Consider the following 12631-nt stretch of genomic DNA (forward strand, 5'->3'; position numbering starts at 1 on the left):
GCAGGCGGGGTCAGATCCCTTTCCATGGAAAAGGGATCTGACCCCGGTTCAACGTGCCACGGGCGCGGCCTCACCTTGCGCGGCCTGCACGTCCGGGTCGGCGGTGGGCGCCGACAGCCCCACCTGCGGGCCGGCACCGGCCAGGGCGGCCTCCTCGGCGGCCTTGGTCATCACCACGATGCTGATGCGGCGGTTGATCGGGTTCTGCGGGTCGGTCTTGTCGAACAGCACCGACGAGGACAGGCCGACCACACGGGTGATCTTGCTGTCCTCCAGGCCGCCGTCCACCAGTGCGCGCCGTGCGGCGTTGGCACGATCGGCGCTCAGTTCCCAGTTGCCATAGCCGCGTGCGGCCGAATAGGCGGTGATGTCGGTGTGGCCGGTCAGGCTGATCCGGTTCGGCACATGGTTCAGGTACTCGGCCAGTTCGTGCAGGATCTGCTGCGTGTACGGCTTCAGCGTGGCGCTGCCAAGGTCGAACATGGGCCGGTTCTGCTTGTCCACGATCTGGATGCGCAGGCCTTCCGGGGTCAGGTCCAGCAGCAGCTGGTCCTTGAACGGCTCCAGCGCCTGGCTCCTGCTGATCGCCTCCTGCAGCTCCTTCATCAGCGCTTCCAGCTGCTGCTTGTCGCGCTGCTGCTGGTCCACCGGCTGCGGCACGGCCTCCTTCTGGTTCTGGAAGGGATCGTTGCTGTTGCCGCGCGAGATGTCGGTGGCACCGCCCAGCTTGATCATCGAGGTGCTGGCGCCGCCCGGGCCGGCCATGCCGGGCGCCGGCGTGGCGTTCTGCCCACTCAGCGGGCTGGGGTTGCGGAAGTACTCGGAAATGGCCGCACGGTCGTTCTTGTTGGTGGTGGCCATCAGCCACAGCACCAGGAAGAACGCCATCATCGCGGTCACGAAGTCGGCGTAGGCCACCTTCCACGAGCCGCCGTGGTGGGCGGCGTGGCCGGCCTTCTTGACCCGGCGGACGATGACGGTGGGCTTGTTCTCGGCCATGGCTTACTTGACCGTCTTCAGGTGCTGCTCGAAATCGGAGAAGGCCGGGCGCACGTTCGACGGCAGCGTCTTGCGGGCAAATTCCAGCGCGATCTTCGGGTTGTAGCCGCGCAGGCAGGCCAGCAGGGCGGTCTTGACCGATTCGTAGATGCGGCTGTCCTGTTCGGCGCGGGCTTCCATCGCCGCCGCCATCGGGCCGACGAAGCCGTAGCCCAGCAGGATGCCGAGGAAGGTACCCACCAGCGCACCGGCCACATGGCCGCCCACTTCGACGATGTCGCCGCCGATCGAGCCCATGGTGATGACGATGCCCAGCACCGCCGCCACGATGCCGAAACCGGGCAATCCGTCGGCGACCTTGGTCAGCACCTGCGACGGCGCCATGGCTTCGGCGTGATGCTTTTCCAGCTCCAGTTCCAGCAGCGGTTCCAGCTCGTGCGGCTCGATGTTGCTGCCGATCATCAGGCGCAGGCAGTCGGTGATGAAGTCGATCAGGTGATGGTCGGCCTGCACCTTGGGGTAGTTGCCGAACAGCGCGCTCTCGGCCGGCCGCTCGACATGGTCTTCCAGCGCCATGAAGCCTTCGCGGCGCGCCTTGTTGAGCAGTTCATAGAGCAGGCTGAGCACATCGATGTAGTCCTGCTGCTTGTAGCGCGGGCCCTTGAACACGCCCACCATGGCCTGCAGGGTCTGCTTGACGGTCTTGGCCGGGGTACCGACCAGGAAGGCGCCGAGCGCGGCGCCGCCGATGATGACCAGCTCGTAGGGCTGCCAGAGGGCACCCAGGCGGCCGTGGGCACCGAGGTAGCCCCCGATCACGCTGATGATGACGACCAGGAATCCAACGATGATGAGCATGGGGCGACGCAAGGAGAGGGGATATCTCCTTGTCGGCCCGTCGCCCGGTTTTCTGAAGAGGGAATTCTGTGAAATCGGTCAGCGGGTATTTCAGCCCGCCATGCCGGCCTCGGCACCGCCACGCTGCAGTGGATCGGGCCACGGCTCACCATTGCCAGTGAATGAAAGTGAGACGGAATTCAGGCAGTGACGCTCGTAGGTGGGCGGCGGACCGTCCGGGAATACGTGGCCGAGGTGGCTGCCGCAGCGCGCACAGGTGATCTCGGTGCGGACCATGCCGTGGCTGGTATCGCGGATCTCGCGCACGTGCGCTGGGTCGAACGGAGCGAAGAAGCTGGGCCAGCCAGTACCGGAATCGAACTTGGTGCTGGAGCGGAACAGCGGCAGCGCGCACAGGCGGCAGCAATAGACGCCCTCGCGCTTGTTGTCGAGGAATACCCCGCAGAACGGCGCCTCGGTGCCGTGCTGCAGCAGCACGCGGCGTTCCTCGCTGCTGAGACCGGCAACCAGCGCCTCGGTCTGGGTGGCAGTGGGGGGCGTCAGATCGAAGGCGGTCATGGCGGCGCTCCGTGGGGTCGATGGCCTGGGGGTGCCGGAAAACGTGGGGGTGCTGGCGCCCGCTTGCAAGTGTGATGGCCGTTCATGGGCGGCACACAGGCGCTGGCGCATGGTGAATGCGAACCACGCCGGAGCGTGCCATGAAATCGACCCTTTCCCTGCTGTTGATGGCCCTGCTGCCCTTGGTCGCGCAGGCCCAGGTACCGACATCGTCGAGCCCGACCGCCACCCGTAGTGCGACCACCGTGGCACCGCAGCCGGTGGTGCCGCCACCACAGGCCGCGCGCCCGCAGCCGCAGGTACTGCCCTCGCCACAGCCGACGCAGCCGATCAAGTCCACCGGTCCGGCCCAGGTCGCGCCGGCGCCGGTCCCGAAGCCTGCCGACAAGGTCTATGACCGCAATGGCCGCATCGTTCCCGGGGTGCGCCCGGCCGGCCCGAACCGCGTGTTCGACTCGCGCACCGGCCGCTATTACGACAGCGTGCCGGCCGGCGATGGCCAGCAGATCAAGCGCTGACCTCCAATGCGAATCCAGGTGGGCAGCGGCTGCGGGCTGTGCGGGCTGAACGCACGAAAACAACCTGCTGCAGATCACTGCTTTTTCGCCTGCGATTAACCGTTCCGGGACCAACGTGACCGTGCGCCGGCATTTCGCCGCCGCATGTCCTTTGTCCACTGGATCGCGATCATGAAAAACCAGCAGAACCGTCATCCCGGCAAGGAACCGCAGGGCCGCAACCCGCAGCAGCAACAGCAGATGGACCCGCAGCAGCCGCACAAGGGCGGCAAGCAGCAGGAACAGCGCTCGCAGAAACATCCACAGCAGCGTTGACTGTTGCCATGACCGGGGTCAGAGCCCGCTGCGCGGGATCCGACCCCTTGCCGAATCCCGACCGGGGTCGGATCCCGCAACGCGGGCTCTGACCCCGATCGCAACCGCCTCAATCCGGAATCGGCAAGCTCAGCGTTTCCTTCACTTCTTCCATCACGATGTAGCTTTTCGACTCGCGCACGTGCGGCAGTGTCAGCAACGTGCTGCCGAGCAGCTTGCGGTAGGAGGCCATTTCGCTGATCCGCGCTTTCAGCAGGTAATCGAAGTCGCCCGACACCAGATGGCACTCCAGCACGTTGGGCAGCTTCAGCGCCGCGCGCCGGAACTCCTCGAAAATGTCGCCGGACTTGTAGGCCAGGCTGATTTCCACGAACACCAGCAGGCTGGCCTTCACTGCGGCCGGGTCGAGGTGGGCGTGGTAGCCGGTGATCACCCCTTCGCGCTCCAACCGGCGCACGCGCTCCGTGCACGGCGTGGTCGACAGGCCGACCCGCTCGCCCAGTTCGGTGAAGGAAATACGGCCCTCGGCCTGCAGGATGCGCAGGATCTTGCGGTCGATCTTGTCCAGTTCGCGGGTACGGGTGGCCATGGTCGTCAACCTTGGGGAATGAATTGCAGGAGAACATCCTGCCGGTTGATTTCAAAACAGGCAAATCAACTGGGAATGGCTGTCTATACTTCCCCAATTATGGTCCCTGTGCGCTCCAGTGCAGGGAATGATCGGGTTGGAGAAGTCCCATGCGAGTCCTAGTTCTCGGCAGCGGCGTGATTGGTACCACCAGTGCCTGGTACCTGCGACAGGCCGGGTTTGAAGTCACGGTCATCGACCGCCAACCCGGCCCGGCGCTGGAAACCAGCTTCGCCAATGCCGGCCAGCTGTCATTCGGCTATACCTCGCCGTGGGCGGCCCCGGGCGTGCCGAAGAAGGCCATCGGCTGGCTGTTCGAGAAGCACGCGCCGCTGGCGATCAAACCGGGCATGGACCTGGCCCAGTACCGCTGGCTGTGGCAGATGCTGCGCAACTGCACCCACGAGCGTTATGCGATCAACAAGGCGCGCATGGTGCGCATGTCCGAGTACAGCCGCGACTGCCTGAACGAGCTGCGCGCGCAGGTCGGCATCGAATTCGAAGGCCGCGACCTGGGCACCACCCAGCTGTTCCGCACCCAGCAGCAGCTGGATGCCTCGGCGCAGGACATCGAGATCCTGGCCCAGTACGGCGTGCCGTACGAGGTGCTGGACCGCGCCGGCATCATCCAGGCGGAACCGGCCCTGGCGCATGTCGATGGCCTGGTCGGTGCGCTGCGCCTTCCGCGTGACCAGACCGGCGACTGCCAGCTGTTCACCCGTCGCCTGGCGCAGATGTGCGTGGATGCTGGTGTCGAGTTCCGCTTCGACCAGGACATCACCGGCCTGGAGTTCGATGGCGACCGCATCACCGGCGTGCGCATCGACGGCAAGCTGGAAACCGCCGACCGCTTCGTGGTCGCGCTCGGCAGCTATTCGCCGGCGCTGGTCGCACCGCTGGGCATGCGCCTGCCGGTGTACCCGCTGAAGGGCTATTCGCTGACCCTGCCGATCACCGACCCGGCGATGGCGCCGACCTCGACCATCCTCGACGAGAGCTACAAGGTGGCGGTCACCCGCTTCGACGACCGCATCCGCGTCGGTGGCATGGCCGAAGTGGCCGGCTTCGACCTGTCGCTGTCGCAGCGACGCCGCGAGACCCTGGAGCTGGTGGTCAGCGACCTCTACCCGAAGGGCGGCGACCTGTCGCGCGCGCAGTTCTGGACCGGCCTGCGCCCGGCCACGCCGGACGGTACGCCGGTGATCGGCGCCACGCCGTTCCGCAACCTGTACCTCAACACCGGCCACGGCACCCTGGGCTGGACCATGGCCTGCGGCTCGGGCCGCTACCTGGCTGACCTGATGAGCGCGCGCCAGCCGCAGATCAGCACCGAAGGCCTGGATATTTTCCGCTACGGCCAGTACGGTCACGCGCCGCAACAAGAGAACCGCACATGCGTCCTGCCCGCGCGCTGATCGATCTGGGCGCCCTGCGCAGCAATTACCGGCTCGCCCGTGAACTGGGCGGTGGCAAGGCCCTGGCGATCATCAAGGCCGATGCCTATGGGCATGGCGCGGTGCGCTGTGCGCAGGCGCTGGAAGGCGAGGCCGATGGCTTCGGCGTGGCCACCATCGAAGAGGCGCTGGAACTGCGCCAGGCCGGCATCCGTGCGCCGATCCTGCTGCTGGAAGGCATCTTCGAACCCAGCGACATGGCGCTGGTGGCCGAGCATGATTTCTGGTTCGCCGTGGGTTCACCGTGGCAGCTGGAGGCCGTCGCCGCCTTCGACAGCCCGCGCCCGTTGACGGTGTGGCTGAAGCTGGACAGCGGCATGCATCGCCTCGGCCTGGACGTGGACAGCTTCCGCGCGGCGCACGCGCGCCTGTCAGCGCTGCCGCAGGTCGAGCGCATCGTGCTGATGACCCACCTGGCGCGCGCCGACGAGCTGGACAGCGAACGCACCCACGAACAGGCGGCGACCTTCGCGCGCGCCATCGACGGCCTGCATGGCGAGACCAGCGTGTGCAATTCGCCGGCGCTGCTGGGCTGGCCGGACGTGCGCAGCGACTGGGTGCGCCCGGGCCTGATGCTGTATGGCGCGAACCCGCTGCCGGACGACACCACGCTGACCGAGCGCCTGCGCCCGGTGATGACGATGCAGTCGAAGGTGATCGCCGAACGCTGGATCGAAGCGGGTGAGCCGGTGGGTTATGGCGCGCGCTTCGTGGCCAAGGCGCGCACCCGCGTGGGTGTGGTTGCACTGGGCTATGCCGACGGTTATCCGCAGTTCGCCCCGAATGGCACGCCGGTATTGATCGATGGCCAGCCCGGCGCACTGATCGGGCGCGTGTCGATGGACATGCTGACGGTGGACCTGACGGCGCATCCGCAGGCCGCGGTGGGCAGCGTGGTGGAACTGTGGGGCAGTGCGCCGACGTTGGCGGAACTGGCGCCGCGCTGCGGCGTGAGCGCGTACCAGCTGCCGTGCGCGGTCAAGCGCGTGGCGAAGGTGTACGTGTAGCGCCGAGCCCACGCTCGGCTTCGGTGTGGCGGCCGACCTTGGTCGGCGCCCTGTAATGCGTGTCGACCAGGGTCGACACCTACCGGGGGCCTGGCACGCAGCGGTCGCCCTGCGCGGCTCCGGTAGCGGCCGACCTTGGTCGGCTAATGCGTGTCGACCAAGGTCGACACCTGCCGAGGGGCCTAGCGCGCAGCGGTGGCCTGGCTGGCCAGCTGGCGCTTCACCCAGTCATCAATCAGGCGCTTCTCGTAGCGCAGCGGATCGCTGTTGGTCAGCAACCCACTGCCCTGCAGGTAGCCGGAGTCGCTCAGGCGGGCGTCGCCTTCGCTCACAATACGGCCGTCAGCGTCCTTCAACGTGTACTGCAGGGTGATGCGGGGCGGGTAGATATCACGCATCACGCGGATGTCGCGCGCACGCGGGCCGTGCCACGGCTCGTAGTCACCGGCACGCTTGATGTCCACCAGAGTGACATCGAGGGTCTGCCCAGGCTGCAGCGGCTTGGCAGCGGTGGTCTGCAGGTAGCGGGCCAGCTGCTGTACCCAGTCACCGCGTTCGGCCTCGAAGCGGTTGGTGCTCTGGCGGATCTCGGTGAACGTGGCCGGATCCTCCCATTTCACGCTGACCGGGCCATTGGCCTGCAACGCACGCGGCGCGTCCGTACCGGTTACGTTGCGCGCTGCAGCGTTGGCGCCGCTCACCACCAGGGCGCCTGCCAGCAGGGCAATCACGAGTGCGCGTTTCATGACGGTCTCCTGCGTCCCCGCGCTGGGGACGATGTTGATCACGGATCGAGTGTGATCCTGTGGCCGGGTCACTGCAATGGCCGGCTGCGGCGTATGCAAGGGGGGTTACCGCCAATTCATCGTCGTCAACCCTGACTGACGGCGCTTGACGCTGTGAATACGCTCTCTGGAACATGCTGTGTCTCCAATCCGGCCCGTCCAGACGCCCTTGTCCACACTGCCGCCCCTAGTGGAGCGCCCACCGATGATGGTGCCGGCGCCCGAACCCGACCTGCATCATGGCGTGCTTGAGCGCATCAACGCCGGTTTCTGCGTGATCCAGGTGCTGTTCGAAGGCGACCGCGCGGTGGACTATCGTTTCATCGAGGTCAACGACGCCTTCGAGCGCCATACCGGCCTGAAGGACGCACGCGGTCAGCGCATGAGTGCGTTGGAACCGAACCACGAGGAAGACTGGTTCCGCATCTACGGTGAAGTGGCCCGCAGTGGTCGCCCCGCCCAGTTCGAGATGGAAGCGCGCGCCCTGGGCCGCTCGTTCGCGGTTGATGCGGTGCGCGTTGGTCGTCCGGGCGAAGACAAGGTCGGCATCCTGTTCTTCGACATCACCGCGCGCAAGCAGATGGAAGTGGAGCTGGGCGAAAGCGAAGCCCGCTTCAGCGCACTGGCCGATGGCCTGCCGATGCCGGTATGGGTGCTCGACGAGCGCGGCCACGCCCGCTTCGTCAACAGCGCCTTCAGCGAGTTTTTCGGTGGCGACGAAACGCGCGTTCCGGAAGATGTCTGGCGCGGCCTGGTACATCCAGACGATGCGTCCGTATTCGAGTACGAGCTGCAGGAAGCATTGAAGGCGCAGCGTTCGATGCATGCGCTGGTACGTGCGCGGCGCGCCGACGGCCAGTGGCGCTGGCTGGAGATGAACGCGCGCCCGCGCTTCTCGCGCATGGGCCGCTTCATCGGCCTGGCTGGCAGCAGCCCGGACGTGACCGAGCGCCGCGAGATCGAACTGGCACGCGAGGAACTGCTGCAGTCCGAACGCGCCGCGCGCAGCGCCGCCGAGAACATGGCGCGGCTGAAGGACGAGTTCCTGGCCACGCTGTCGCACGAGCTGCGCACCCCGCTGACCACCATCCTCGGTTGGAGCGAGCTGCTGCTGCAGCGCGTGGACAACACCAGCCCGCTGTACAAGGGCCTGAACGTGATCGCCAACAGCGCCGGTGCGCAGAAGCGGCTGATCTCGGACATGCTCGACCTCAGCAGCATGCTGCTGGGCAAGGTACAGCTGGAGGTGGAAGTGCTGGACCTGCGCACGCTGCTTGGCGAAGCCATCGGCGCGCAGGAACTGGTGGCCGAAGGCAAGGCGCTGGACGTGCACCTGCAGCTGCCCGAGCAGCCCAGCCTGGTATTGGGCGATGCCACGCGCCTGCAGCAGGTGTTCTGGAACCTGCTCTCGAATGCGATCAAGTTCACCCCGGCCGAGGGCCGCATCGACGTTCAGCTGCAGGCCGACGGCACCCACTGGGTGATTACGGTGCGCGATACCGGCGATGGCATCGCACCGGAGTTCCTCAACCACCTGTTCAGCCGCTTCCGCCAGGCCGATGGCACCACCACGCGCCGCCATGGCGGCCTCGGCCTGGGCCTGGCGATCGTGCAGCAGCTGGTCGAACTGCACGGCGGCACCGTCGCCGCCGCCAGCGAAGGCCATGGCCACGGCGCCACGTTCACCGTGCGCCTGCCCCAGCACCTGCCGGATGCCGAGCGCCGGCCGCTGCGCGAAGTCATCAGCGGGCCGATCCTGGAGCCGGTGATCGTCGAACCGTATCCGCTGCGGGGCATGCATGTGCTGGCGGTGGAAGACCAGCCGGAGGTGCTGGAGTACCTGCGGCGCATGCTGGAAGAGCAGGGCGCCAGCGTGTCGGCGGCCAGCTCGGCCGGCGAGGCACTGGCACTGCTGGCCGACACCGGCCATCTGCAGTACCACGTGATGCTGACCGACATCGGCATGCCGGGCATGGATGGCTATGGGCTGGTGCGCACCTTGCGCGAGGACATGGGCGTGGACGGGGCAACCTTGCCTGCGGTGGCGGTGACTGCACTGGCGCGTGCCGATGACCGCCGCCGCGCGCTGGCGTCGGGCTTCCAGGAGCATGTCGCCAAGCCGTACTCGGTGGCGCAGCTGGTGGCTGCCGTACGCAAGGTGCAGGTGCCGCGCGCGGACAGCGCGCTGCACTGAACATTCACGGCCGATCGGCGACCCTGCAATCAGGAGGTCGCCGATGTCCCGTATAGCTCCACGTATCCACACCGATCCGGCGCAGATCGCGCGCCTGGAAGCCCTGCTGCCGCAGCTGGATGGCGAAACGCAGGTGGAACTGATTCTGCACGATGGCCGCCGTCTGCTCGGCACGGTGGCCGTGAGGCCAACCGTGCAGCAATACCGCAACGTCGCTGGCGATGAAGGCAGCAACGGCCAGCTGCGCCTGGATGACTACGACACGCCGGTGCAGCAGCACCATGTGTGGTTGGACGAGATCGCCAGCATCCGCAGGTTGCCGCCGAGGGTTTGACGGCAACCTGCCGGGCCCATCCCCGCTTGGCGTGGATCTACCAGAGGTTGCAGTAGAGCCACGCCATGCGTGGCTGCTGCGCTCAGTGCTCGAACAGGGTCGGCGTCGCCTCGAACCGGCGTGCATACGCCCGCTCCTCCGCAACCCTCGCCACCTCGTCATCGGCCAGGTCCGGCGCGCCATACACCGCATAGGCCACGCTGCCGTCGGCACCATGACCGACCTGGTGCAGCCGGTAGCGCGAGTGGCCGCCGCCGGTGTCCTCGGGGTAATGCACGGGCGGATGGCTGCCTTCCAGGTCCATTTCACTGTTGTCGACCACGCCACCGACGAACAAGGCTCGCATGCAGGTTCTCCTGGGTTTCCGGGGGAGCCTCTACCCTGAACGTTCCAATGTTGCTGGCAGATCAAGGCCCCGTTCGGGTTTCGCAAAGCGGCTGCCGGGGCCGACCCGGTCAAGCCGGTACAATGGACGGCCCTCACGCTTGAAGTACCCGCGCCGATGGCCTCCAGCGACGACGCCCCCCTGCAGACCCTGTTCCTGCCGTTCTCCCAAGGCGCTCTGCGCTGGCCGGAAGGCCCCGTGGCTTTCCTGCGGGCCCGCGACGGCTGGCCGCTGCGCGAAGTGGCCGGCAACCGCGAGGTGCATTGCGAGCAGAGCTTCGCCCCGTTCGCGCAGCCGCTGCAGCAGGCCGCCGGCTGGACCGTCAGCGGCCAGCTGGATGATGTGGCCGGCAAGGGCCGCTACCCGCTGGTGCTGGTGCTGCCGCCGCGCCAGCGTGAAGAAGCCCGCGCGCTGTTCGCCCGCGCGCTGGCGCTGGTCGCCGACGGCGGCCGCATCGTTGCCTGCCAGTCCAACAACGAAGGCGCACGCTCGGGCGAGGGTGACCTCAAGCAGCTGACCGGCCTCGGCGGCAGCCTGACCAAGAACCACTGCCGCGTGTACTGGACCGCGCCGATGCAGGGCCAGCACGACGCTGACCTGGCCAAGCGCTGGTCGGCACTGGATGCGGTGCGGCCTATCGTCGGCGGCCGTTTCCTCAGCCGCCCGGGCGTGTTCGCCTGGGATCGCATCGACCCGGCGTCGGCGCTGTTGGCCGAACACCTGCCGGCCGACCTGGCCGGGCGTGCCGCCGACCTCGGCGCGGGTTACGGCTACCTTTCGCGCGAGCTGCTGGAACGCTGCCCGAAGATCACCGCGCTGGACCTGTACGAAGCCGAGCAGCGCGCGCTGGCACTGGCCGAACTCAATCTGGCGCCGCCGCCGCGCCCGCTGCCGCTGCGCTTCCTGTGGCAGGACGTCACCGCGGGTATCGAACCGGCCTACGACGTCATCATCAGCAACCCGCCGTTCCACACGCCGTCGCGCGCCGATCGCCCGGACATCGGCCAGCGCTTCATCGCCGTGGCCGCGCAGGCGCTGCGCCCGGGCGGACGCCTGTACGTGGTGGCCAACCGCCACCTGCCGTACGAGTACACGCTCAACGAGAGCTTTGGCGCGGTGCGCGTGATCGCCGAGCGTGATGGCTTCAAGCTGGTGGAAGCGGTGAAGGGGAAGGGCAAGTGAAGCTGGTCAAGCTCATCGCCAACCTGGGCTATGGCAGCCGCAAGCAGGTGCAGTGGATGTTCCGCGAAGGCCGCGTCACCGACGCCGACGGCGAGGTGCTGTATGCCGACGACCAGGTGCCGCACGAGGCGATCCGTGTCGACGGCGAGCCGCTGGACCCGCCGGTGGGCCTGTCGATCGCGCTGCACAAGCCGGCCGGCTACACCTGCTCGACCAAGGACACCGGCCGCCTGATCTACGATCTGCTGCCGCCGCGCTTCCGCGATCGCGATCCGGTGCTGTCCACGGTGGGCCGCCTCGACCGCGACACCAGTGGCCTGCTGCTGCTGACCGACGATGGCGGCCTGCTGCACCGGATCATCTCGCCGAAGTCGAAGCTGCCGAAAGTCTATGAGGTCGAGTTGAGCGACGACCTGCGCGGCGACGAGGTAGCGTTGTTCGCCAGCGGTACGCTGATGCTGGAGTCCGAGAAGACGCCCCTGCTGCCGGCTGAACTGGAAGTGCTGGATGCGCGCCGCGCGCGCCTGGTGCTGCACGAAGGCCGCTACCATCAGGTACGCCGCATGTTCGCCGCCACCGGCAACCACGTGCAGGCCCTGCACCGCAGCCGCGTCGGCGGGCTGGACCTGCAGGGGCTGGACGAAGGGCAATGGCGGCAGCTCACCTCCACCGACCTGGATACGCTGTTCGCTCCATGACCACCATCGCTGCGCTGCCGTTCCTCCCCGACGCCGTCATCTTCGACATGGACGGCCTGATGATCGACAGCGAGCGGGTTTCGCTGGCCTGCTGGAGCCAGGCCGCCGACGAGTTCGGACTGGGCCTGGACGAGGCGGTGTTCCTGCGCATGGTCGGCCTCGGTGACCGTGACACGCACGCGCTGCTGCGTGCGCAGGGCATCGAGGACAGCGTGATCGAGGCGATGGCCGCGCGCTGCCACGACCTGTATGAAGCACGCACGCAGACCGGCCTGCCGTTGCGGCCGGGCATCCTGGAGCTGCTGCAACTGCTGAAGGCGCATGCGGTACCGCGTGCGGTGGCAACCACCACGCGGCAGCCGCGCGCCAACCGCAAGCTGGCTGCGGCCGGCCTGCTGCCATACTTCGATGCGGTGATCACCAGTGGTGACGTCGCGCGGCCGAAGCCGGCGCCGGATATCTACCTGCTGGCCGCGCAGCGGCTGGGCCAGGCGCCGGAACGCTGCCTGGCGCTGGAAGACTCACCGGCCGGTACGCGTGCGGCGCTGGCGGCCGGCATGACCGTGATCCAGGTGCCTGACCTGGTGCATCCGGATGAAGAGTTGCGTGCCCTGGGCCACCGCATCGTTGGATCGCTGGTGGACGCGCACGCGCTCCTGCTGCCGTTGTTGCCGAGGTAACCGGTAGGTGCCGACCGTTGGTCGGCAGACCCCAAT

15 protein-coding genes are annotated in these 12631 nt (G+C 67.5%); 9 read left to right on the forward strand and 6 right to left on the reverse strand.

The annotated features are described in order from the left end of the window. Positions 1–48 precede the first annotated feature (48 nt). The 3 genes from motB to msrB form a co-directional block, all read right to left on the reverse strand. A complete protein-coding gene (motB, locus tag Q9Q79_RS02310) occupies positions 49–999 on the reverse strand; it encodes a flagellar motor protein MotB (RefSeq protein WP_024957104.1) in 951 nt (316 codons plus the stop codon). A gap of 3 nt (positions 1000–1002) precedes the next feature. After that, positions 1003–1857, reverse strand: a complete 855-nt coding sequence (gene motA / locus Q9Q79_RS02315) for a flagellar motor stator protein MotA (RefSeq protein WP_005407915.1) — start codon at positions 1855–1857, stop codon at positions 1003–1005. Positions 1858–1947: 90 nt separating this feature from the next. Continuing rightward, positions 1948–2415, reverse strand: a complete 468-nt coding sequence (gene msrB, locus Q9Q79_RS02320) for a peptide-methionine (R)-S-oxide reductase MsrB (RefSeq protein ID WP_005407916.1) — start codon at positions 2413–2415, stop codon at positions 1948–1950. A 140-nt stretch (positions 2416–2555) separates the two neighbouring features. Between msrB and Q9Q79_RS02325 the strand changes: the two genes are divergently transcribed. Then, on the forward strand, positions 2556–2933 hold the full coding sequence (locus tag Q9Q79_RS02325; RefSeq protein ID WP_044569474.1) for a hypothetical protein: 378 nt from the start codon (positions 2556–2558) through the stop codon (positions 2931–2933). A 144-nt stretch (positions 2934–3077) separates the two neighbouring features. Next, on the forward strand, positions 3078–3248 hold the full coding sequence (locus Q9Q79_RS02330) for a hypothetical protein (protein ID WP_060381079.1): 171 nt from the start codon (positions 3078–3080) through the stop codon (positions 3246–3248). Positions 3249–3357: 109 nt separating this feature from the next. Here the strand turns inward: Q9Q79_RS02330 and Q9Q79_RS02335 are convergent, their stop codons facing one another. Then, the gene (locus Q9Q79_RS02335; RefSeq protein ID WP_005407919.1) at positions 3358–3837 is read right to left on the reverse strand and encodes a winged helix-turn-helix transcriptional regulator; all 480 of its coding nucleotides are present in this window, start codon (positions 3835–3837) and stop codon (positions 3358–3360) included. 149 nt (positions 3838–3986) lie between these two features. Between Q9Q79_RS02335 and Q9Q79_RS02340 the strand changes: the two genes are divergently transcribed. Beyond that, a complete protein-coding gene (locus Q9Q79_RS02340) occupies positions 3987–5291 on the forward strand; it encodes a D-amino acid dehydrogenase (protein ID WP_111686827.1) in 1305 nt (434 codons plus the stop codon). After that, the gene (gene alr, locus Q9Q79_RS02345; RefSeq protein WP_005412128.1) at positions 5270–6337 is read left to right on the forward strand and encodes an alanine racemase; all 1068 of its coding nucleotides are present in this window, start codon (positions 5270–5272) and stop codon (positions 6335–6337) included. The genes Q9Q79_RS02340 and alr overlap by 22 nt, the downstream gene beginning before the upstream one ends. Before the next feature lie 182 nt (positions 6338–6519). Here alr and Q9Q79_RS02350 read toward each other — a convergent pair whose 3' ends face one another. Then, complete coding sequence (locus tag Q9Q79_RS02350) at positions 6520–7083, reverse strand: DUF3016 domain-containing protein (protein WP_043033923.1); 564 nt, start codon at positions 7081–7083, stop codon at positions 6520–6522. Between the two features lie 244 nt (positions 7084–7327). Here Q9Q79_RS02350 and Q9Q79_RS02355 point away from each other — a divergent pair, with 244 nt between their 5' ends. Beyond that, positions 7328–9316 carry an ATP-binding protein gene (locus tag Q9Q79_RS02355; protein WP_201861677.1) on the forward strand — a complete coding sequence of 663 codons (1989 nt, stop codon included), beginning with the start codon at positions 7328–7330 and terminating at the stop codon, positions 9314–9316. Between the two features lie 43 nt (positions 9317–9359). After that, a complete protein-coding gene (locus Q9Q79_RS02360) occupies positions 9360–9650 on the forward strand; it encodes a DUF3247 family protein (RefSeq protein WP_024957100.1) in 291 nt (96 codons plus the stop codon). 82 nt (positions 9651–9732) lie between these two features. Here Q9Q79_RS02360 and Q9Q79_RS02365 read toward each other — a convergent pair whose 3' ends face one another. After that, on the reverse strand, positions 9733–9996 hold the full coding sequence (locus Q9Q79_RS02365) for a hypothetical protein (protein WP_005407925.1): 264 nt from the start codon (positions 9994–9996) through the stop codon (positions 9733–9735). A 156-nt stretch (positions 9997–10152) separates the two neighbouring features. Here Q9Q79_RS02365 and Q9Q79_RS02370 point away from each other — a divergent pair, with 156 nt between their 5' ends. The 3 genes from Q9Q79_RS02370 to Q9Q79_RS02380 are packed head-to-tail and all read left to right on the forward strand — an operon-like array spanning position 10153 to position 12595. Further along, complete coding sequence (locus Q9Q79_RS02370) at positions 10153–11217, forward strand: class I SAM-dependent methyltransferase (RefSeq protein WP_099524721.1); 1065 nt, start codon at positions 10153–10155, stop codon at positions 11215–11217. Further along, positions 11214–11915, forward strand: coding sequence for a pseudouridine synthase (locus Q9Q79_RS02375; RefSeq protein WP_099484190.1), 702 nt, complete (start codon positions 11214–11216; stop codon positions 11913–11915). The genes Q9Q79_RS02370 and Q9Q79_RS02375 overlap by 4 nt, the downstream gene beginning before the upstream one ends. Next, a complete protein-coding gene (locus Q9Q79_RS02380) occupies positions 11912–12595 on the forward strand; it encodes an HAD family phosphatase (RefSeq protein WP_005412132.1) in 684 nt (227 codons plus the stop codon). Before Q9Q79_RS02375 ends, Q9Q79_RS02380 begins: the two co-directional genes overlap by 4 nt. The last annotated feature ends 36 nt before the right edge of the window (positions 12596–12631 follow it).

Origin of the sequence: Stenotrophomonas sp. a6 (genome assembly GCF_030913325.1) — a bacterium.
Classification (GTDB): Bacteria; Pseudomonadota; Gammaproteobacteria; order Xanthomonadales; family Xanthomonadaceae; genus Stenotrophomonas; species Stenotrophomonas maltophilia.